General features: G+C 74.0%; 22 protein-coding genes. 14 read left to right on the plus strand and 8 right to left on the minus strand.

The features are described 5' to 3' along the window. Positions 1–209 precede the first annotated feature (209 nt). From ABD332_RS55760 to ABD332_RS55780, 5 genes are all read right to left on the minus strand, one after another. The gene (locus ABD332_RS55760) at positions 210–674 is read right to left on the minus strand and encodes a hypothetical protein (protein ID WP_344514560.1); all 465 of its coding nucleotides are present in this window, start codon (positions 672–674) and stop codon (positions 210–212) included. Between the two features lie 88 nt (positions 675–762). Continuing rightward, entirely contained in the window at positions 763–1,755 is a 993-nt protein-coding gene (locus ABD332_RS55765; RefSeq protein WP_344514562.1) for a hypothetical protein, read from the minus strand. 74 nt (positions 1,756–1,829) lie between these two features. Next, entirely contained in the window at positions 1,830–2,660 is an 831-nt protein-coding gene (locus ABD332_RS55770; protein WP_344514564.1) for a class I SAM-dependent methyltransferase, read from the minus strand. Between the two features lie 87 nt (positions 2,661–2,747). Continuing rightward, complete coding sequence (locus ABD332_RS55775) at positions 2,748–3,158, minus strand: VOC family protein (RefSeq protein ID WP_344514566.1); 411 nt, start codon at positions 3,156–3,158, stop codon at positions 2,748–2,750. 53 nt (positions 3,159–3,211) lie between these two features. Continuing rightward, entirely contained in the window at positions 3,212–4,153 is a 942-nt protein-coding gene (locus ABD332_RS55780) for a helix-turn-helix domain-containing protein (protein WP_344514567.1), read from the minus strand. 71 nt (positions 4,154–4,224) lie between these two features. Between ABD332_RS55780 and ABD332_RS55785 the strand changes: the two genes are divergently transcribed. Next, positions 4,225–5,250 carry an NAD(P)H-binding protein gene (locus ABD332_RS55785; protein WP_344514569.1) on the plus strand — a complete coding sequence of 342 codons (1,026 nt, stop codon included), beginning with the start codon at positions 4,225–4,227 and terminating at the stop codon, positions 5,248–5,250. Positions 5,251–5,313: 63 nt separating this feature from the next. Next, complete coding sequence (locus ABD332_RS55790) at positions 5,314–5,568, plus strand: three-helix bundle dimerization domain-containing protein (RefSeq protein ID WP_344514570.1); 255 nt, start codon at positions 5,314–5,316, stop codon at positions 5,566–5,568. Positions 5,569–5,642: 74 nt separating this feature from the next. Here ABD332_RS55790 and ABD332_RS55795 read toward each other — a convergent pair whose 3' ends face one another. Together ABD332_RS55795 and ABD332_RS55800 are read right to left on the minus strand one after the other, a co-directional pair. Then, positions 5,643–6,215 (minus strand): hypothetical protein, encoded by a 573-nt coding sequence (locus tag ABD332_RS55795; RefSeq protein WP_344514572.1) that lies wholly within the window; start codon positions 6,213–6,215, stop codon positions 5,643–5,645. 107 nt (positions 6,216–6,322) lie between these two features. Further along, positions 6,323–6,697, minus strand: coding sequence for a VOC family protein (locus tag ABD332_RS55800; protein WP_344514574.1), 375 nt, complete (start codon positions 6,695–6,697; stop codon positions 6,323–6,325). Between the two features lie 73 nt (positions 6,698–6,770). Between ABD332_RS55800 and ABD332_RS55805 the strand changes: the two genes are divergently transcribed. From ABD332_RS55805 to ABD332_RS55830, 6 genes are all read left to right on the plus strand, one after another. Then, positions 6,771–7,202, plus strand: a complete 432-nt coding sequence (locus tag ABD332_RS55805; protein WP_344514576.1) for a hypothetical protein — start codon at positions 6,771–6,773, stop codon at positions 7,200–7,202. Positions 7,203–7,309: 107 nt separating this feature from the next. Then, positions 7,310–7,768: a hypothetical protein gene (locus ABD332_RS55810; RefSeq protein ID WP_344514578.1), complete on the plus strand. Its 459-nt coding sequence runs from the start codon at positions 7,310–7,312 to the stop codon at positions 7,766–7,768. Between the two features lie 95 nt (positions 7,769–7,863). Then, the gene (locus ABD332_RS55815; RefSeq protein ID WP_344514580.1) at positions 7,864–10,065 is read left to right on the plus strand and encodes an MMPL family transporter; all 2,202 of its coding nucleotides are present in this window, start codon (positions 7,864–7,866) and stop codon (positions 10,063–10,065) included. Between the two features lie 28 nt (positions 10,066–10,093). Beyond that, entirely contained in the window at positions 10,094–11,425 is a 1,332-nt protein-coding gene (locus tag ABD332_RS55820) for a TrkH family potassium uptake protein (RefSeq protein ID WP_344514582.1), read from the plus strand. Between the two features lie 18 nt (positions 11,426–11,443). Further along, entirely contained in the window at positions 11,444–12,112 is a 669-nt protein-coding gene (locus ABD332_RS55825; RefSeq protein WP_344514584.1) for a potassium channel family protein, read from the plus strand. A gap of 65 nt (positions 12,113–12,177) precedes the next feature. Next, positions 12,178–12,936 carry an alpha/beta fold hydrolase gene (locus ABD332_RS55830; RefSeq protein ID WP_344514586.1) on the plus strand — a complete coding sequence of 253 codons (759 nt, stop codon included), beginning with the start codon at positions 12,178–12,180 and terminating at the stop codon, positions 12,934–12,936. A gap of 68 nt (positions 12,937–13,004) precedes the next feature. Here the strand turns inward: ABD332_RS55830 and ABD332_RS55835 are convergent, their stop codons facing one another. Further along, complete coding sequence (locus tag ABD332_RS55835; RefSeq protein ID WP_344514588.1) at positions 13,005–13,595, minus strand: hypothetical protein; 591 nt, start codon at positions 13,593–13,595, stop codon at positions 13,005–13,007. 136 nt (positions 13,596–13,731) lie between these two features. Here ABD332_RS55835 and ABD332_RS55840 point away from each other — a divergent pair, with 136 nt between their 5' ends. The 6 genes from ABD332_RS55840 to ABD332_RS55865 all read left to right on the plus strand — a co-directional run bounded on the left by ABD332_RS55840 (position 13,732) and on the right by ABD332_RS55865 (position 18,746). Continuing rightward, the gene (locus tag ABD332_RS55840; protein WP_344514590.1) at positions 13,732–14,199 is read left to right on the plus strand and encodes a chemotaxis protein CheX; all 468 of its coding nucleotides are present in this window, start codon (positions 13,732–13,734) and stop codon (positions 14,197–14,199) included. A gap of 115 nt (positions 14,200–14,314) precedes the next feature. Beyond that, entirely contained in the window at positions 14,315–15,247 is a 933-nt protein-coding gene (locus tag ABD332_RS55845; RefSeq protein ID WP_344514592.1) for an Acg family FMN-binding oxidoreductase, read from the plus strand. Between the two features lie 68 nt (positions 15,248–15,315). Next, entirely contained in the window at positions 15,316–15,627 is a 312-nt protein-coding gene (locus tag ABD332_RS55850; RefSeq protein WP_344514593.1) for an antibiotic biosynthesis monooxygenase family protein, read from the plus strand. Further along, positions 15,624–16,304 (plus strand): alpha/beta fold hydrolase, encoded by a 681-nt coding sequence (locus ABD332_RS55855; protein WP_344514595.1) that lies wholly within the window; start codon positions 15,624–15,626, stop codon positions 16,302–16,304. The genes ABD332_RS55850 and ABD332_RS55855 overlap by 4 nt, the downstream gene beginning before the upstream one ends. A 119-nt stretch (positions 16,305–16,423) precedes the next feature. Continuing rightward, positions 16,424–17,953: an alkaline phosphatase D family protein gene (locus ABD332_RS55860; protein ID WP_344514597.1), complete on the plus strand. Its 1,530-nt coding sequence runs from the start codon at positions 16,424–16,426 to the stop codon at positions 17,951–17,953. A gap of 124 nt (positions 17,954–18,077) precedes the next feature. After that, positions 18,078–18,746, plus strand: coding sequence for a sensor histidine kinase (locus ABD332_RS55865; protein ID WP_344514599.1), 669 nt, complete (start codon positions 18,078–18,080; stop codon positions 18,744–18,746). Positions 18,747–18,814 lie beyond the last annotated feature (68 nt).

Here is an 18,814-nt window from a genome sequence, read left to right on the forward strand (position 1 = left end):
CGCACGCGGGCAGGTGGCTGCGAAGCGTCAACCCGGCACGGCATCCGCCGTTAAGACCGGGACTGTCCCACCGCAAGGCGGGGCTATCGATCGTGTGCTCGCCAAAGCGCACTGAAAGATAACGGAGTACTCCCCTCCTGTTGTGTAGCGAGCATTGCACGTCCCGGTAGCAGATCGCCAGATGTCGCTGTCGCGAGCGGCGTGCAGGATCATCCGACCTCCGCGAGGGCGGACCGCCGCGCGGAGTCGGCGACAGGCGCAGCGCCCTTGAGCCGGTCCACCAACCAGATGGCGGCCGCCGGGGCGACGAACACGGTGGCGAACACGGCGACCGACGCCGCGACCAGGCCGACCCAGGCCATGGTCGAGAGCCCGTTCACGTCACCGACCTCTTCGGAGAAGACGCCGATGGCGGGCAGCATCAGGAACAGCGCCCCGGCCGCCGCCGCGAGCCAGCGCCACCACCGCATCGTGAAGGTAGCCGCCAGCGCCGCCGGCGCCACCGCGACGACGTAGATGAGCGCGATGAAGAAGGTCCCCGACCAGCTGAACCCGGGCTCACCGCCGGTCGCGAGCGTCAGGAGCCGCATGAACCCGCGCGACAGCGCACCCAGGACGACACCGGCGCCGACCGCCCCAGCGACCGCGCTGGTCAGAACCTTGATTGCACGCATGGAGACGGAGTTTAGGCAGGCGAACGGCGCGTGGCCGCGCCTTGGTCATCTTTATGACCGGCGGACCGCTGCCGGCTTCCCGACGATGTCAGGTGGTCGAGCAGTAGGCGGTGGCGCGGGCGAAGCCGAGCTCGAACTGCTCGTCGGTCAGGGTGATCAGCTCCGGTCCCTGGCCGGTGGTCAGTTGGAACCGGTCGCGCAGGGCCCGGGCCCAGAGCTGCCGGACGGCGTCCAGGATCTGCTGCCGATCCCCGCCGGCGCCTTGGACCTCGATGTAGTACGTCGCACCGCGGGGGCGCACGCGCGTGTGGGCCATGAAGATCTCGGCGCCACCGGCCGCGCCGTGCAGCACACCGGCGCAGCCGACGACCGCGCGCAGGGGCAGCGGCCCGCCGCCGGTCGCGTCGGCGATGAGCTGCCCGGCCGCGACGTCGTCGGCGTCCAGCGGCAGCGCGGTCACCAGCGCCACCCTGACCGACGTCCGGCCGGCGGCGGCGCGGGGCGCGCGGGCGGCGGGCTTGACCCGCACCGCCCCGGGAAGGTCCTCCTGCCGGGCCCACCGGAAGGCCGTCGTGAGGCCGGCCGGGTCCAGGTTCATCGCCCTGACGATCAGCCGATGCTGGAACTCGGCGAAGACCTTCGTCCCGGTGCCGAACTCCCCGCGCAGCGTGACACCGAGCCGATCCAGGTCCACGGAGCCCACTCCGAACGGTGCGAACACACCGGGATCGGCACCGCCGAAGCGGACTCCGGTCTCGCTGCCGTCGCCGGTGTACCGGCCGGCGAGCGCTGCCCGGTCGGAGACGTACTCGTGGACGCGGTCCCCGTCGCGGTAGACGGTCATGAGCACCGCGTCCGAGTCGACGACGACGTGGCTCGCCACGGGCGTGCGCAGCCGCGCGCTGACCGACCGCGCCAACCCGTCGACGTCGGCGACGCCGTGCTCGCCTTCGCGGGGCAGCACCGCCACCCGACCCGCCGCCGCAGGCACGACCCATGCGTCGGCGCCGAGGTCAGTCAGGGCGGACACCACCCCGGCGAACTCCCCGACCACCATCATCGTCTCGTAGCTGGTGCCCATGGCGTTCGTGCCTCCCGCGCTCGTGATCAGCCAGCGGAGGATACGCGCCGCACCAGGCTTCCGTGGGCCCGGTTCTACGGCTTCGTAGCGTGGGCGCCGATGAGGGACGGGGTCCAGACGACCGTGCCGTTGGTGACGGCGTCGGCGCGGAGGCGGTCGGCGAGGGTGTCGAGGTCGCCGGGGAGGTCGAGGCCGAGCTTCTGGATGAGCGGCGCGAGGGCTCGGGTGACGCCGGCCAGCCAGGCGTAGCCGCCGAAGTCGGGGCCGCCGCCGATCAGGGCCTCGTCGCGCATCGTGGGTTCGGGCAGGCCGGCGGCGGTGTACGCGGCGAACAGCTGGCGGCCCATGCGGACCTGCATGCCGGCGCGGCGGAAGGCTTCGGTGGTGAGCCGGCCGGTGTCGTTCCACAGCGACGCCTCGGGCAGCGACCGCGCGGCGATCGCGGGGTCGAGGTCGAGCTCCTGGAAGGCGATGATGCCGCCGGAGCGGACCCGGGCGGCGACGGCTCGCAGCGCCGCGACGGGGTCGGCGCGGTACATCAGGACCAGGCGCCCGAAGGCGGCGTCGAACCCGGTCCCGGCGTCGGCGGTGTCCAGGTCACCCTCGACGAATTCGACGTTGGACAGCCCGAGGGCCTCGGCCCGGCCCCGGGCGACCCGCAGCGCCGCCGCGTCGACGTCGACGCCGACGACCGTGCCCTGCGGTCCGACGATGCCGGCGGCGAGCAGCGCCACGTCGCCGGCGCCGCTGCCCACGTCGAGGACCCGCATGCCGGGGCGCAGGCCCGCGTCACGCAGCAGCCGTTCGGTGGTGCCGTGCAGGAACAGCGCCTGACGGCCGAGTCGTTCGTACTCCTCCTGCGACCGCTCCAGCGCGTACGCCGGGTCGCCTGTCGGGTTTCCCATCGCCCCAGGCTGGCTGCCCGGCGGGCGCCGCGCAGCCAGCATCAGGACAGCCGCGGGTTGAACCGCCGGGGCATCCCGTGCGTGCGGTCAGGCGCTCTCGGAGACCTCGAAGCCGACGAGCCAGTGCAGCCCGTAGCGGTCGATGACCTGGCCGTCGGACGCGCCCCAGGCCCGCTGCTGCAGGTCGTCCACGACCCGGCCGCCGTCGGCGAGGCCGGCGAACCACTTGCGCAGGGTGGCGGGGTCGGCGGTGCCGAGCAGCGACAGCATCATGCCTTCGCACCGGAACGGTGCCTCGTCCCCCGCCACGTCGGCGGCGAAGAGCGCGACCGGCCCGCCGGTCAGGTAGCCGTGGGCGACGGCGTCAGCGGGGCCGTCGGTCCGGTTGAACTCGGCGAACGTGTGCAGCTGCACCGCGCAGCCGAAGACGTCGCCGTAGAACGTCAGGGCCTCGCGGGCGCTTCCGGGGAAGTGCAGGTAGGGCGTCGGGGCGGTCATGTTGTGGATCTTACGTACCGCGGCCGCTTCGCGCTGACCCTGATCGATGCGGGTCATGGAGGGGCGCGGAACGTGCGGCGGTAGGTGTCCGGCGGGACGCCGAGCGTCCGCTGGAAGTGCCGGCGGAGGGTCGTGGCGGTGCCCATGCCGGCGGCGGAGGCGATGGCGTCGATGCCGTCGTCGGTGCTCTCCAGGAGCTGCTGGGCGCGGCGGATGCGTTGCGTGTGCAGCCATTGCAGCGGGGTGGTGCCGGTGACGGCGTGGAAGAGGCGGGCCAGGTGCCGGGAGCTCAGGTTCGCCCGGGCGGCCAGGTCCTCCACGGTGAGCGGCTGGTCGAGGCGCTGCATCACCCACGGGAGCAGGTCGGACAGGGGGTGGCCGTCCTCGTCCGGCACCGGCGTGGTGACGAACTGGGCCTGGCCGCCGGCGCGGTGCGGCGGCACGACGAGGCGGCGGGCGACGATGTTGGCGACGGTCGAGCCGTGGTCGAGGCGGACCAGGTGCAGGCACAGATCCATGGCGGCGGCCTTGCCGGCGGACGTGAGGACGCGGCCGTTGTCGATGTACAGCACATCGGGGTCGACGGCCACCCGTGGGTAGCGCGCGGCGAGCTCGTCGGTGTGCGCCCAGTGCGTCGTGGCGCGGAGCCCGTCGAGAATGCCGGCGGCCGCCAGTACAAAGGCGCCGGTGCACAACGAGACGACCCGGGCGCCCGCGTCGTGGGCCGCGCGCACCGCCTCGACCAGGTCGGCCGGCGGGTCGGCGGCGACGTCGGCGAGCGCCGGCACGATGACGGTGCGGGCGCGCGCCAGGTGGTCGAGGCCGTGGTCGGGCTCCAGCCGGAAGCGGCCGGCCCGCACGCCCCGCGGGCCGCACACCGCGAGGTCATACCAGGGGCCGGTGAGCGCGTCCGGCGGCGGGCCGAACACCTCGCACGCCAGAGCGAGCTCGAAGTGCAGCATCCCGTCGGTGGCGGCGACCGCGACAGAGGTCATGTCGGAAATTGTACGGGTCGCGTCGTTCCGGACACTGGTGCGGCTCGGCGGGCCGGGACAGGATCGTCCGCGTGGATCACTTCAAGGCAGAGGTCGCCGTGTACGGGGCCTACGGGCACACGGGGAAGTTCGTCGTCGCGGAGCTGGCCGAGCGCGGGTACACCCCGCGGCACGTGGGCCGCGACGCCGCCAAGCTGCCGGCCGGCGGGTGGCAGGCGGCGGTGGACGACCCGGCCGCGCTCGACCGCGCGCTGGACGGCGCGGCGGCCGTCATCAACACCGCCGGGCCGTTCGCCACGACCGCCGCGCCGCTGGTCGAGGCCGCGTTGCGGGCGGGCATCCCGTACGTCGACGTCGCCGCCGAGATCGAGGCGAACCGCGACACGTTCAGCCACTTCAAGGACCGCGCGGGGAACACCTCGGTCGTGCCGGCGATGGCGTTCTTCGGCGGGCTCGGGGACCTGCTCGTCACCACCGCGATGGGCGACCGGACCACCGCCGGCGAGGTGCACGTGGCGTACGGCCTGAGCGGCTGGCACCCGACCGCCGGGACCCGGGTCGCAGGCGCCGTGTCGGGGGAGCGGCGGGGCGGGCGCAGGGTCCGCTACAGCGGCGGGCGCCTCCAGTACCACACCGACACCCTGCCGGTCCTGGAGTGGCCGTTCCCGGCGCCGCTCGGTCCGCGCGACGTCATCGGGGAGTTCACGATGGCCGACGTCGTCACCGTCCCCAGCCACCTGGCGGTCCCGGAGGTGCGCACGTACATGACCGCCACAGCCGCCGCGGACCTGGCCGCGCCGGAGACCCCGGCCCCGGCCGCCGTCGACGCGCGGGGCCGCTCCGCGCAGACGTTCATGGTCGACGTCGTGATCCGCTCCGGCACCGAGGAGCGCCGCATCACCGCGACCGGCCAGGACATCTACGCGATCAGCGCGCCCCTGGCGGTCGAGGCCGTCGACCGGATCCTCACCGGCCGCGTCAGGACCACCGGTGTGGCCTCGGCCGGCGCCGCCTTCGACGCCCCGGACTTCCTCCGCGCGCTGTCGCCGCACCTATCCGTGCACGCGCCGGACGGCAGCGCGTTCACCGCCCGTTAACCGTAGGACCGCCGGCCGGCGGGCATGAGACGGCAGTGACACGAGTGAAAGGACGATGCCATCATGACCGGTCCCGACGGGGTCGCTCACCTGGGCGACATCGACACGGCACTGCGGCGCGAGGCCGACATCCTGTCCGAGCGGTTCCCCGACGCCCCGCGGGCCGAGGTCGACGCGATGGTCCGCGAGGTCTACGCCGAGCTGCTGCGCGACGCCGAGGTGGAGACGCACGTGCTGTCGCTGACCCGGCCGCGGGTGATCGAGCAGTTGCGCGAGCGCGGGTACGACCTGCACGAGCCCGAGGTCGAGGCCGGCTAGCTGCCGGGCGGGCGCGAGCGTAGCGACGCCCCGCACCTCTCACGAAAGGCAAGGCCAGGCGTAACAGGGTGGGCTCACCGGGGATCGGTCGAGCTGACCACCGCGGCCCTCTGCTCCGGCTCGAGACGGTCGAGCCATGGCGGTGGCCAGGACGAGGTCGGAATGTCCCCGGCAAGCCCGAGGTCTGTGCGCGCGGCCCGGTAGAACGCCTTTCTGGTGAGCTCGAACTCGTCGAGGGCATGTGCCCAGTTGTCCCTGCCGGTCAGTATTCCGCGGGCGAAGAACTCCAGCTGCCACACGCTCTGGTGCCAGGCGCGCGCGGCCTCGATGGTTTCCGGATTGCCGAGCAGGAGAACTGTCTCCCACACCTGTGCCCGCAGGCCTGCCGCTGCGGCCAGCTCCACCTGGCCGCGTTCCAGCGGCACCAGGTCCGACGAGTGCGGGAGCCCTCGTGTGCGAGCCATGCCGGTCGAGAGGTGGACCATCTTCTTGACGGCGTTGCAGTACTCCGTGTACGCGGCCAGCCGGGCCGCATCCCATCGCACGCGCTGATCCCTGCGCCAGCGGGCCCGTTCACCGAGATTCGACAGGATGAAGCCCAGGACCGTGCCGATGACCGCGCCCGCAAGCGCAGACAGCTCTTGCATGGTGTCCCCTCACGCTCGCCTACCGCCACTGTGGGGCAAGGACGCAACGTCGGCGTCGCCGGTCGAAGGTCCACGCGCCGAAGGGTGGCGGCGCCCCGCACCGCCGATCACGGCGCGGCGGCGAGGCAGAACGGGTGGCCGGCCGGGTCGAGCAGGACCGTCCAGCGGCCCTCGCCCGGCTGGTGCGGGGCGAGAGTCGCGCCGAGCTCGATCATGCGGGCCAGCGCGGCGGCCGGGTCGTCGGCGTACAGGTCGAGGTGGAACTGCTGCGGTGCGGAGGGGTCCGGCCAGCGCGGCGGCCGGTGGTCGGCGGCCCGCTGGAAGCACAGGTTGATCCCGCCGGGCGGCACCGCGGCGAGCGCGACGGCGTCGTCGCCGTCGTGTTCCCGGTCCGCGCCGGTGACCGCCTGGTAAAAGTCGGCCAGGGCCCGCGGGTCGGGGCAGTCGAGCGTGACCGAGCCGACGCGTGCGACAACCGTCATGACGGGGACCCTACCGCCGCACGCATTGATGTACGGTGCCGCTGTCGGCGCTCGCGGATGTGGGGACGGGGACATGCTCAGGTTCGCGCGATGGGTGCTGCTCGCCTTCTGCCTGCTGAGTCTGGTGCCGCTGCTGACCGGCCGCGGCGGGCTCGGCGAGTACCTGCGCGGGGCGTCGCTCACCACCGCGCACGTCGGCACGTGCGTGGAGGACATCGACGAGCTTGAGCGGTCGCACATCACCTGCACGGCCCGGTGGCCGGAGGGCGCGGGTGACGTGATCGGCATTGCCCCGGAAGGTGTGACGGCCGTCGACGCCGGCGTGAGCGGCTCCCACTACGAGGTCCGCCTGCCGGGCGGCGAGGACCTGCGGGTGTTCGCCCGCGGCGCCGAGGCCAGGGCCGCCGACAGCAAGTCGATGCTGGTCGGCGGCGGTGTCCTGCTGGTGACGGTCGCCCTGCTGGCGTGGGAGCTCACGGTCGTCGTGCGCCGCAGGCGCAGCTGACGGCGAGCGGGTCACGGGCCGGGCGTCGGCCAGGCGCCGCGGTGACCGCCGCCGTGCGGCCGGCACCTCCGCCGCGGTGGTTGACCCGGTCGCCGACAATGCAGTGCATGGTTGCGTTCGATGTCGTCCTGCGCGGGTACGACCGGCGTGCCGTCGACGCCCTGGTGCGGGCGGTCGAGGCGGCCGCGGGCGACCGGGACCGGATCGCCGCCGCGGTGCGCGCGGCCGGCCGGCTGCCGGTGGTGCTCCGCGGCTACTCGCCGGTCCAGGTCGACGCCTGGCTGGCGGCCTCCCGCACCGCCGAGCCGGATCCCGGCGCCGGCCCCGCCCCGGTCTGGGCGGCGGCCGTCGAGCTGCCGGTCGTGCTGCGCGGGTACCGCCCCGCGGAGACCGACGCGCTGCTCACCCTCGTCGCCGGTGCGATCGCGAGCGGCGACGCCGCCCGGCGGGCCGACGCGCTGCGGGCGATCGGCGACGCGCGCCTGCCGGTCGCGTTCCGCGGCTTCGACCGGGCCGCGGTCGACGCCTGGCTCGCTCGGGCCGCCCGCCAGCTGCGCGGACGGTAGGGCTGTCCCTACCGGGCCGCCGCCCGCCCGCCCCACCCCGGGTCCGCCGGTCCGCCGGATCGATCCGGGGCGGGCGCCTCAATAGCGTTCCAAGCATGGAATCCAGGGACAACGTGAAGGGCATCGCGGCGCGGGTCGCGGTGTGGAGCGCCCGCCATCGCGCGCTCGCCATCATCGGATGGCTCGTCTTCGTCGTCGGGGTCACCGCGCTCAGCGGGCAGGCCGGGATGGTCGAGGCGGGCAGCGGCGACTTCGGCAACGGCGAGTCGGGCCGCGCCGACCGGATCGTCGCCCAGGCCGGCTTCCCCGAGCAGGGCGCCGGCGAGATGGTGATCGTCACCAGTAAGTCCACAGTGGACGACCCGGACCTCGAGGCCGCCGTCGCGGAGGTCACCGCGGCCGTGAACGGCACCGGCGCCACCGAGCCCGTCGCGGCGCCGGTCACCTCCGAGGACGGCAGGTCGGTGCTGCTCACGTTCACCGTGCGCGGCGACCCGGAGACCGCCAAGGACCGCATCCAGCCGGTCCTCGACGCCGTCGCCGGCGTGCAGCGCGCGCACCCACAGCTGTACATCGCCGAGGCCGGCGACGCCAGCGGCGACAAGCTCATCGGCGACGAGCTCGACGAGGGCCTGAACCGGCTGTCGATGCTGTCGATCCCGGTCACCCTCGGCATCCTGCTCGTCGCGTTCGGCGCGATCGTCGCGGCGCTGCTGCCCGTCGGGCTGGCCGTCACCGCGGTCGTCGGGGCGGTCGGGCTCCTCGCGTTCGCCAGCCACCTCGCGCCGGCCGTCGACACCACGATGCACGTCATGCTGCTGGTCGGGCTCGCCGTCGGCGTCGACTACTGCCTGTTCTACATCCGCCGGGAGCGCGACGAGCGGCGCAACGGCGTCGACCCGCACCGGGCCCTGGTCATCGCCGCGCAGACGTCCGGCCGGTCGATCTGGGTCTCGGGCCTGACCGTCATCGTCGCCATGGCCGGCATGTTCCTGACCCGCGACACGACGTTCGTCAGCTTCGCCGTCGGCACCATCCTCGTCGTCGCCACGGCCGTCCTCGGCTCGCTGACCGTCCTGCCGGCGCTGCTGTCCGCGCTCGGCGACCGGGTCGACCTCGGGAAGATCCCCGGCCTGTACCGCCGGCGCGGCGGCGGAGGCCGCGTCTGGGGTGCGGTGCTGCGGCTGGTGCTGAAGCGCCCGCTGGTCTCCACCGTCGTCGCCGTCGCCGCGCTCGGCGTGCTCGCCGCGCCCGCGCTGGACCTGCGCACCAAGGGTGAGGGCGTCGAGGACCTGTCCCCGAGCGCGCCGATCACCCAGGCGTTCCTGGCGATCCAGGCGGCGTTCCCCGGCGGCACCGGACCCGCCGAGGTCGTCGTCAAGGCACCCGCCGTCACCGGCGCCGGGTGGGACGCGGCGGTGGCGGAGTTCAAGCGGCAGGCGCTCGCCACGGGCAAGCTGCACGAGCCGGTCACGGTGACCGTCAACCCCGCCGGCGATGTGGCCGTCATCAGCGTCGGCCTCTCCGGTACCGGCAGCGACCGCGCCTCCGAGGAGGCCCTGGCGGCCCTGCGCGGGACGGTCATCCCCGCGACGCTCGCGAAGCAGCCGGGCGCGTGGGTCGGCGTCACGGGCGGCACCGCCGGCTCGAAGGACTTCAACGACCAGCTCGCCGGCTCCATGCCGCTGGTCTTCGGGTTCGTGCTGGGGCTGGCGTTCCTGCTGCTGCTCGTGTCGTTCCGGTCGGTCGTCGTCGCCGTCACCGGCGTGGTGCTCAACCTGCTGTCGGTCGCCGCGGCCTACGGGATGCTGGTGTTCGTCTTCCAGTACGGCCACTTCGAGTCGCTGCTGGACTTCCGGGCCGCCGACGGCATCACGAACTGGATGCCGCTGTTCCTCTTCGTCATCCTGTTCGGCCTGTCGATGGACTACCACGTCTTCGTCGTCAGCCGCATCCGCGAGGGCCACGACCGGGGGCTGCCGACCCGGCAGGCGGTCACCGAGGGCATCACCGCCACCGCCGGCGTCATCACCAGCGCCGCCGCGGTCATGGTGGCGGTGTTCGCGCTGTTCGCCACGCTGCCCCTGGTCTCCACCAAGGAGCTCGGCGTCGGGCTCGCGGCGGCGGTCCTGCTCGACGCGACGATCGTCCGGGCGGTGCTCCTGCCGGCCACGATGGCCCTGCTCGGCGAGCGCAACTGGTGGCTGCCCCGCTGGCTCGGCTGGCTGCCGGAGGTCTCCCACGACGTGCCGGCGCAGGCCACCGACGCCCGGGAGCTGGCGGCGAGCAGCGTGTGACCGCCGCCGCGGCCATAGGATCTTCCCCATGCTCCGTGCCCTGCGGCACCCGACCCGCCTGCTGCCGACGGCGTTCCTGGCCGCGCTCGCCGTCGGCACCGGCCTGCTCATGCTCCCCGCGGCCCGCGCCGCCGGGGAGCCCGCGCCGTTCCTGGTGGCGTTGTTCACCGCCGCGTCGTCGGTGTTCATCACCGGCATGAGCACCGTCGACCCGGCGACCTACTGGTCACCGGCCGGCCAGGGCATCATCCTCGGCCTCATCCAGGTCGGCGGCTTCGGCATCATGACCTTCGCGACCGTCCTCGGGCTGATGGTCTCGCGCCGGCTCGCGCTGCGCACCCGGCTCGTCGCCCAGGCCGAGACCCGCTCGCTCAATCTCGGCGAGGTGCGGGCGCTGCTGCTGCGGGTCCTGGCCATGATGGTCGGCTTCGAGCTGGTGGTCGCCGCCGTGCTGACCGTCCGCTTCCGCACCACCTACGACGACTCGTTCGGCACCGCGCTCTGGCACGGCGTCTTCCACGCGGTCAGCGCCTTCAACAACGCCGGGACCACCCTGTACTCCGACAGCTTCATGGGCTTCGTCGGCGACCCGTGGATCTGCGGCACCGTCGCCGTCGCCGTCATCCTCGGCGGTCTCGGGTTCCCCGTGATGCTGGAGCTCTACCGGGAGTGGCGCAAGCCGCGGTACTGGTCGATCCACACCCGCCTCACCGTCTGGGGCTCGGCGATCCTGCTGCTCGTCGGCGCCGGCGCGGTCACCGCCTTCGAGTGGTCCAACCCCGCGACCCTCGGCCCGCTCAACTGGTGGCAGACCCTCGTCGGCGGCACGTTCTCCGGTGTCAGCCCCCGGACCGCCGGGTTCAACAGCATCGACTACGCGGCGGCCCGCCCGGAGACCCTCGCCCTCACCAACGTCCTCATGTTCATCGGCGGCGGCAGCGCCGGCACGTCCGGCGGTATCAAGGTCACCACGTTCTTCCTGCTCGCGTTCGTCATCTGGGCCGAGGTGCGGGGCGAGGACGACGTCAACGTCGGCGCCCGCCGCGTCCCGGCGCAGACGGTCCGGCAGGCGGTCACGGTCGCGCTGCTCGGCGTCGGCATCGTCGCGCTGGGGACGCTGGTCCTGCTGCTGATCACCGCGCTGCCGTTCGACCGGGTGCTGTTCGAGGCGACCGCCGCGTTCTCGACCGCCGGGCTGTCCACCGGCATCACCGCGTCCCTGCCGCCGGCCGGGCAGCTGACGCTCGTCGCGCTGATGTTCATCGGCAGGGTCGGTACGATCACGGTGGCCTCCGCGATCGCGCTGCGGCACCGGAAGCTGCGCTACCGCCTGCCCGAGGAGCGGCCGATCATCGGGTGACGTTTCCGGGGAGGCTCCATGGGCAAGAGCGACGCGTCGGGCGGCGTGGTGGTCATCGGCCTCGGCCGCTTCGGCGGGCAGGTCGCCGAGTCGCTCACCGAGCTCGGCCACGAGGTCCTCGGCATCGACGAGAACGCCGAGATCGTGCAGAAGCTGGCCAACGTCCTCACCCACGTCGTGCAGGCCGACTCCACCGACGAGGAGGCCCTGCGCCAGATCGGCGTCCCCGAGTTCAACCGCGCCGTCGTCGGGATCGGCACCGACATCGAGGCGAGCGTCCTGACCGTCCTGGCCCTCACCGAGCTCGGCATCGAGGAGATCTGGGCCAAGGCCATCTCCGCCAAGCACGGCCGCATCCTGGAGCGCGTCGGCGCCCGGCACGTCGTCTTCCCCGAGGCCGACATGGGCGTGCGCGTCGCGCACCTCGTCACCGGCAAGCTGCTGGACTTCATCGAGTTCGACGACGGCTACGCCATCGCCAAGGTCTGCCCGCCCGATGACATGATCGGTCGGACCCTGACCCAGCTCGCCCTGCGCACCCGGCACGGCATCACCGTCGTCGCCGTCAAACGCGCCGGCGAGGAGGCCGAGACCGCCCTGCCCGACACCGTCATCCAGCGCGGCGACACCCTGATCGTCTCCGGCCCGACGGAGAAGGTCGAGCAGCTGGGCGCCCGCCCCAGCTGAGGGGCTGCGGGACCGGTCCGGGTGCGACATGATCGGTCGCGGGCGGACGGCGGGGGGAGGCGCGGGTGCAACGCTACGTCGACGGCGACGGCATGCGCATGTGGCACGACGAGCGTGGCTCGGGCGAGCCGGTGGTGCTGCTGCACGGCGCCATCGTCGACTCGCGCTGCTTCGCCGGCAACCTGGACGCGCTGGCGGGATCGTTCCGGCTCTACCTTCCGGAGCGGCGCGGCCACGGGCACACCGCGGACCCGGGCGGCCCGCTCAGCCCGCAGGTGATGGCCGCGGACATGATCGCGTTCCTGGAGACCGTGGTGGGTGGGGCGGCCGCCCTGGTCGGGTACAGCGCGGGCGGGGTGGTGGCGCTGCTGACGGCGCTGGCCCGCCCGGACCTGGTGTCCCGGCTGGTGCTGATCAGCACCGCGTTCCACCAGGACGGCTGGGTGCTGCCGCCCGCCTCGCCGGCGGACATCCCACAGATCATCTACGACCAGCACGCCGGCGTGTCGCCGGACGGGCCCGGGCGGCTGACGTCCGTCGTCGAGCGGATCGCCGAGTCGGCGGAGGCGGGAGACCTGGCCTTGACCGCGGCCGACCTGGGGGCGGTCGGCTGCCGCACGCTGGTGCTCGTCGCCGACGACGACGCCGTGTCCCTGGAGCACACGCTGGCGCTCTACCGCGGGCTGCCCGACGCCGAGCTCGCCGTGGTGCCACGCGCCTCGCACACGCTGCTGATCGAGCGGCCGCAGCTGTGCACCGGCCTGGTCGCGGCGTTCCTCGGCGGGGCACCGGCGACGACGCACATGCCGATCCGCCGGGCCTGAGTGTGTGAAGCCCGGGGCACACGAACGGCCCGGGACGCGAGGTCCCGGGCCGTTCGTCGAAGGGGTGGTCAGATGAGCCAGCGGTTGCGCTGGACGAAGGGGAGCTTGGCCCAGAGGCGGCCGAGGCCCCAGGTGTGGCCGGCGTACGCGGCGGCGAGGACGACCAGCACCACCGCGTAGACCAGGTGGTAGTCGGCGAACGGGTTGGTCGAGCCGCTCGCGGCGCCGGCCGCGGTGTGCTGCGCGATCGGGAACTCCGCCAGCCACATCATCGCCATGATGAGGGCGCCCGACGCGGCGGCGATCCGCAGGCCGATCCCGGCGATGAGGGCCAGGCCGACGCCGAGCATGCCGAGCATGAACAGCCAGTTCGCCCACCAGGTGCCGGCCATGGCGTGGAACGCCGACTGCAGCGGGCCGACGTCGACGGAGCTCAGGAAGCCCTTCGTGGGCGAGCCGCCGTTGATCCAGGCCTTCGCCGACGGGGTCGCGTAGCCGAGGCCGAACGTCTTGTCGAGGAACGCCCAGAGGAACACGAACCCGGTGCCGATCCGCAGCACCGCGAGCGCCTTCGCGGCGGTCTTGGTGAGCATGCTGCCGGGGGCTTCGACCCGCTCGAGGTGGCTGACGGGGGTGTGGTGGACGGATGCGGCGCTCATTTCGGGCCTCCAGTCGGTGTCCTTGACGACTTCAGTGTTGTCGTCGCGGCGCCGGTGCGAACGGGCCGGAAGTCCCGTGTTCGCGGGACCTCAAGCCGGGCGCGGGCCTGCCGATGGGACCACCGGGGGTGGTCTCGTGGACCCGGAGCCGTCGCTGTCCGAGGACGACGTGCGGGGCATCGTCTGGCAGGTGTGGACGGCGTACCTGAACTGCGCGCCGGAGGTGACGCCCGCCCCGGAGCCGCCGGCGGATACCGCGGACGTGACGGCCAGCATCGGCCTCGCCGGCGCGTGGAACGGCCTGGCCGTGCTGCGCTGTGGGCTGCCGGTGGCGGGGGTGGTCGCCGGCGCGATGCTCGACGTCGACCCCGCGAACGCCAACGCCGACGACTGCGCCGACGCGCTCGGCGAGCTGGTCAACATCCTCGCCGGCAACGTGAAGAGCCTGCTGCCGAAGCCCAGTCACCTGTCGCTGCCGCAGGTGGTGGTCGGCCGGGCGAAGATCGTGTGGCCCGGCACGACGCCGTTGCACACGCTGCAGGTCACGCTGAACACCGAGCCGATGCTGCTGACGATCCTGCACGGCCAGCCAAAGCCCGCCTGACCCCCGGCTGACCCCGGAGGGAGGGTGGACGGGACCTTCGCCTCTGGCGGTCGCCCGGCGTCCCGGGGAAGCGTCGTACCCGGCAGATACCGTGCGCACCCGCCGGGGGGCATCCATGTGGGACCAGGACACGTTCGTCTCCGCGGTCGGCGACGCCGTGCGGGCGCCGTCGATCCACAACAGCCAGCCGTGGCGCTTCCGCCGCACGGAGGGCGGCATCGAGGTGCGCGTCGACCCGGCGAGGGCGCTGCCGGCCACGGACCCGGACGGCCGGGCCGCGCGCGTGTCGTGCGGCGCCGCGGCGGCCAACCTCGCCCTGTCGCTCGCGGTCGCCGAGGCGCCCGCGGACGTCGCGACCCATGCGGGCGCGGTGCACCTGACGCCGGCCGTACCGCGGCCGCCGACGCCGCTGGAGCGCCGCCTGCACTGGCAGATCTGGCGCCGGCACACCAACCGGTCGCCGTTCGCCGACACCGCCGTCGCCGCCGGCGTCACCACCCAGCTCGTGCGGCAGGTCGAGTCGGACGGCGGCTGGCTGGACCTGGTCGAGGACGGACCGGACCTGCACGCCCTGGCGGCGCTCACCCATGAGGCCGACACGGAGCTGCGCGCGGACCCCCGGTACCTGGCCGAACTGCGCGCCTGGAGCACCGGCGCCGACCAGGACGTGGAGGGTGTCGGGCCGCGGGCGGCCGGCGCCACGCCACACCCGGGGGAGCTGATGACCCGACGGGACTTCGGCGGCCCCGGCCACGAGGGCACCCGCGACCCCGGCCGCGGCCCGGTCGTCGCCGTGTTCGGCGTGCACGGCGACCGGCCCGCCGACGAGCTGCGGGCCGGCATCGTGCTGCAGCGGCTGCTGCTGCTCGCCGCCGACCTCGGCCTGGCCGCCGCGCTGTTCTCCCAGCCGATCGAGGTGCCGGCCGTGCGCGAGCAGGTGCGGCTCGCCCTGCACCGGTCCCACGACCCGCAGCTCGTGCTCCGCTTCGGCTACGCACCGTCGACGTGCTTCACGAACCGCCGCCCGCCGTCCGACGTCATCGGGTAGCCCGGGGGCTTCCGCAGACCGCGTCCAGATGGAAACATCGGTTCTCACAGCGGAACGAGGGGAGTCCCATGCACGTCGTCGTCAGCCAGGCCTGGACCCGGGACGCGGAGGGCCACGCCGACGCGTACGTCGCGCTGTCCGCGCGGTTCGCCGACTACTTCGCCGCCCATCCCGGCTTCCGGGGCCGCTGGCTGGTCCGCGACGCCGACGACCCGACGCACTTCACCCACATCCGCCTCTTCGACACGGCGGATTCCTACGCCGAGGCGACCCGCACACCCGGCTACGTCGAGCACACCGAAGCCATGTACGAGCACCTCCGCCCGTACGACACCTATCCCCGCATGACCGGCGAGGTCGTGCTGGAGGACCGGCCGTGACCGTGTTCGTCCTGGTCCATGGCGCCTTCCGCGGCGCGTGGTCGTGGTCGCGGGTCCGCCGCCTGCTGACGGCCGCCGGGCACGAGGTGCACACGCCGTCGCTGACCGGCATGGGCGACCGCCGCCACCTCACCGCCGAGCCGCCCTCCCTGGACACCTGGGCCCTCGACGTCGCCAACCTCCTGACCGAGGAGGACCTGCACGACGTCGTCCTCGCCGGCCACAGCCAGGGCGGCATCGCGATCGCCGCCGCGGCGCCCAGGTGCGCCGACCGCCTGGCCAGGCTCGTCTTCGTCGACGCGCCCGAGCCCCTGCCGGGCGAACGCGCCGCCGCCCTCCTCGGGCCCGTTCCCGACCTGCCCCGCGACCTGTGGCTGCAACCGAAGCCCCTCCAGGCCGGCGCCGGCCTCGACGAGGACACGGCCGCCTGGATGAACGCCCGCCTCTGCCCGACCCCGCTCGCCCCCTCCCTGGACCCCATGCCCACGCACACGGCGGCTTCGGCGTCGGTGCCGCGCACGCACATCTTCTGCACCGCGACCCCACCCGGCTACCCGGCCGCCGTCACCCGCGCCCGCCTCGACGCGGCCGGCACCCCGTACCACCTCATCGACAGCGACCACGACGCCCCGATGACCCACCCCGCCGACCTCGCGGCGCTCCTCACGGGTCGCTGACGAGCGCCGTCCGACGGCGGGCGCCCCCGCGACGCCGGTAACGCTGCGGCCGGGAAGTGGTCCGGAGCCGTTCACGTCGATGGCATCGGTCGATCGGCCCGCTCGCGTAGACCAAGGGCATGACTTCTGGAACCTGGAACCGCCGGCGGGTGCTGGGCACCTCGGCGGCCGTCGCGGCCGGTGCCGTCACGGCGTCCGCGCTGCCGGCCACGCCGTCCGTCGCGTTCGTGCCCGACGGCCGGCCGGTGCTGACCCACGGTGTGCAGAGCGGCGACGCGTTCGGCTCGGCGGCGAACATCTGGACCCGGGCCGACCGGGCCGGGCGGATGCTCGTGGAACTCAGCGACCGCCCCGACTTCCGGCACGCGCGGACGCTGCGCGGCCCCGTGCTCGCCGCCGGCAGCGACTTCACCGGCAGCCTGCGGATCCACGGCCTGGTGCCGGGGCGCCGCACGTACTACCGGGTCCGCGCCGACGCCGGGCACGGCCGGGTGAGCGAGCCGGTCGGCGGCTCGCTGCGCATCCCGGCCCGGCACGAGGGCGTGCGGTTCGTGTGGACCGGTGACATCGCCGGCCAGGGCTACGGCATCAACCCCGACGTCGGCGGCATGCGCATCTTCCGCGCGATGCGCGACGTGCGCCCCGACTTCTTCCTGTGCAGCGGCGACACCGTCTACGCCGACGGGCCGGTGCCGGAGACCGTCGCGCTGCCCGACGGGCGGGTGTGGCGCAACGTGACGACCGAGGCGAAGAGCAAGGTCGCCGAGACGCTGCAGGAGTACCGCGGCCAGTACGCGTACAACCTGCTCGACGCCAACCTGCGTGCCTTCACCGCGGAGGTGCCGCAGCTCAACCAGTGGGACGACCACGAGGTCCGCAACAACTGGTTCCCCGGCCAGATCCTCGACGACGCGCGGTACACGGAGAAGCGCGTCGACGTGCTCGCCGCCCGCGCCAGGCAGGCGTTCTACGAGTGGCAGCCGATCAGCCCCGGGCCCGTGTACCGCAAGGTGTCCTACGGCCCGCTGCTGGACCTGTTCAAGCTCGACATGCGCACCTTCAAGGACGCCAACGACGGCAACACCTACGCCGACCGGTCCCGGGGGCTGCTCGGCGCGCAGCAGCGGGCGTGGCTGACCCGGGAGCTGCTCAGCTCGCGCGCGACGTGGAAGGTCATCGCGATCGACCTGCCGCTGGGCCTGGTCGTCCCCGACGGCGCCGCGGCGCAGGAGGGCGTCGCGCAGGGCGACCCGGGCGCGCCGCTGGGGCGGGAGCTCGAGTTCGCGTCGGTGCTGCAGGCCGCGCACCGTCACGGTGTACGGGGCATCGTCTTCCTCACCGCGGACGTGCACTACACCGCCGCCCACCACTACGACCCCGCGCGGGCCGCGATCCAGGACTTCACGCCGTTCTGGGAGTTCGTGTCCGGGCCGGCGAACGCGGGTGCGTTCGGGCCGAACGCCCTCGACGCGACGTTCGGGCCGCAGGCCGCGTTCGTGCACGCCCCACCGCGCGCGAACGCCTCGCCGATGGAGGGATTCCAGCACTTCGGGCAGGTCGACATCGACCCGCACACCAGGGCGCTGACCGTCCGCCTCCGCGACCTCGACGGCGCGGTGCTGTGGACGACGACGCTGCCCGCCGCCTGAGCTGAGCGGCACCGCGGGCGGCCCGGGTTCCCGGGCCGCCCGTGCCGGTAACGCGGCAGGCCGGCGATACGCCCCTTGTCTGTACGGGTGCTTCCGCCCGCGGGAAGGGTGAGGTGGCGAGGGAATGTTCGGCCCGTGGCTCAGCACGACCGGTCCGCGCCGGCGGCGCGAGCGGTCCGCGCCCGCCGGACGCGACGAGACCTCCGGCGGAGGCGCCGACCCCGACGGCACCGGCCGCGCCCCGGACGGTGCCGGCCGCCCTCTGGGCGGTGCCGGCGGCGGGCGGGACGACGCGGCTCACCAGCGGGTGCGGGACCTGGCCGCGGCCGCCCGCGTGGCGACCGGCCCCGAGGCGCGGGCGCGGGCCGGGACCGAGCTGCGGCACGCGCTGCGGGGCCTGTGCGACCTGGTGCTCGCCGACGGCATGGCCGGGCCCGACCTCGGGGCGCCGGTGCGCGGGCTCGCCGCGGCCATGCCGTTCCCCGTCGTCGTGACCGTGGACGTCGGGCCGGCGGCGAACGCGGTGGCCTCGACGGCGTACGCGGTGATCTGCGAGGCCCTCGCCAACGTCGCCGGGCACGCGCACGCCCGGCGGGCGGTCGTCACGGTCCAGCGGCACGGCCGGACGGTGCAGGTGGCGGTGGCGGACGACGGCGTCGGCGGCGCGCAGCCGGTCATCGGCGGCGGGATCGTCATGGTCGCCGCCCGGGTCGCGGCGCTCGGTGGCCTGCTGCACCTGGACAGCCCCGCCGGCAGCGGCACGCACCTGACGGTGGAGCTCCCGGCCGGCTGAACCGCTCCCGCTGACCGGAGCCGAGGGCGGGAGAAGCTGCCGGCGCGACGGGCGCTGTTCGCGGCGCG

This window comes from Dactylosporangium maewongense, from assembly GCF_039531485.1.
Classification (GTDB): Bacteria; Actinomycetota; Actinomycetes; order Mycobacteriales; family Micromonosporaceae; genus Dactylosporangium; species Dactylosporangium maewongense.

Excerpts from the sequence above, each read along its gene's own strand:
- ABD332_RS55850 (WP_344514593.1), top strand. The coding sequence starts at position 15,316 with ATGCACGTCGTCGTCAGCCAGGCCTGGACCCGGGACGCGGAGGGCCAC.
- ABD332_RS55770 (WP_344514564.1), bottom strand. The coding sequence starts at position 2,660 with ATGGGAAACCCGACAGGCGACCCGGCGTACGCGCTGGAGCGGTCGCAG.
- ABD332_RS55815 (WP_344514580.1), top strand. The coding sequence starts at position 7,864 with ATGGAATCCAGGGACAACGTGAAGGGCATCGCGGCGCGGGTCGCGGTG.
- ABD332_RS55820 (WP_344514582.1), top strand. The coding sequence starts at position 10,094 with ATGCTCCGTGCCCTGCGGCACCCGACCCGCCTGCTGCCGACGGCGTTC.
- ABD332_RS55765 (WP_344514562.1), bottom strand. The coding sequence starts at position 1,755 with ATGGGCACCAGCTACGAGACGATGATGGTGGTCGGGGAGTTCGCCGGG.
- ABD332_RS55835 (WP_344514588.1), bottom strand. The coding sequence starts at position 13,595 with ATGAGCGCCGCATCCGTCCACCACACCCCCGTCAGCCACCTCGAGCGG.
- ABD332_RS55860 (WP_344514597.1), top strand. The coding sequence starts at position 16,424 with ATGACTTCTGGAACCTGGAACCGCCGGCGGGTGCTGGGCACCTCGGCG.
- ABD332_RS55845 (WP_344514592.1), top strand. The coding sequence starts at position 14,315 with ATGTGGGACCAGGACACGTTCGTCTCCGCGGTCGGCGACGCCGTGCGG.
- ABD332_RS55775 (WP_344514566.1), bottom strand. The coding sequence starts at position 3,158 with ATGACCGCCCCGACGCCCTACCTGCACTTCCCCGGAAGCGCCCGCGAG.
- ABD332_RS55790 (WP_344514570.1), top strand. The coding sequence starts at position 5,314 with ATGACCGGTCCCGACGGGGTCGCTCACCTGGGCGACATCGACACGGCA.
- ABD332_RS55805 (WP_344514576.1), top strand. The coding sequence starts at position 6,771 with ATGCTCAGGTTCGCGCGATGGGTGCTGCTCGCCTTCTGCCTGCTGAGT.
- ABD332_RS55825 (WP_344514584.1), top strand. The coding sequence starts at position 11,444 with ATGGGCAAGAGCGACGCGTCGGGCGGCGTGGTGGTCATCGGCCTCGGC.
- ABD332_RS55795 (WP_344514572.1), bottom strand. The coding sequence starts at position 6,215 with ATGCAAGAGCTGTCTGCGCTTGCGGGCGCGGTCATCGGCACGGTCCTG.
- ABD332_RS55865 (WP_344514599.1), top strand. The coding sequence starts at position 18,078 with ATGTTCGGCCCGTGGCTCAGCACGACCGGTCCGCGCCGGCGGCGCGAG.
- ABD332_RS55810 (WP_344514578.1), top strand. The coding sequence starts at position 7,310 with ATGGTTGCGTTCGATGTCGTCCTGCGCGGGTACGACCGGCGTGCCGTC.
- ABD332_RS55780 (WP_344514567.1), bottom strand. The coding sequence starts at position 4,153 with ATGACCTCTGTCGCGGTCGCCGCCACCGACGGGATGCTGCACTTCGAG.
- ABD332_RS55800 (WP_344514574.1), bottom strand. The coding sequence starts at position 6,697 with ATGACGGTTGTCGCACGCGTCGGCTCGGTCACGCTCGACTGCCCCGAC.
- ABD332_RS55760 (WP_344514560.1), bottom strand. The coding sequence starts at position 674 with ATGCGTGCAATCAAGGTTCTGACCAGCGCGGTCGCTGGGGCGGTCGGC.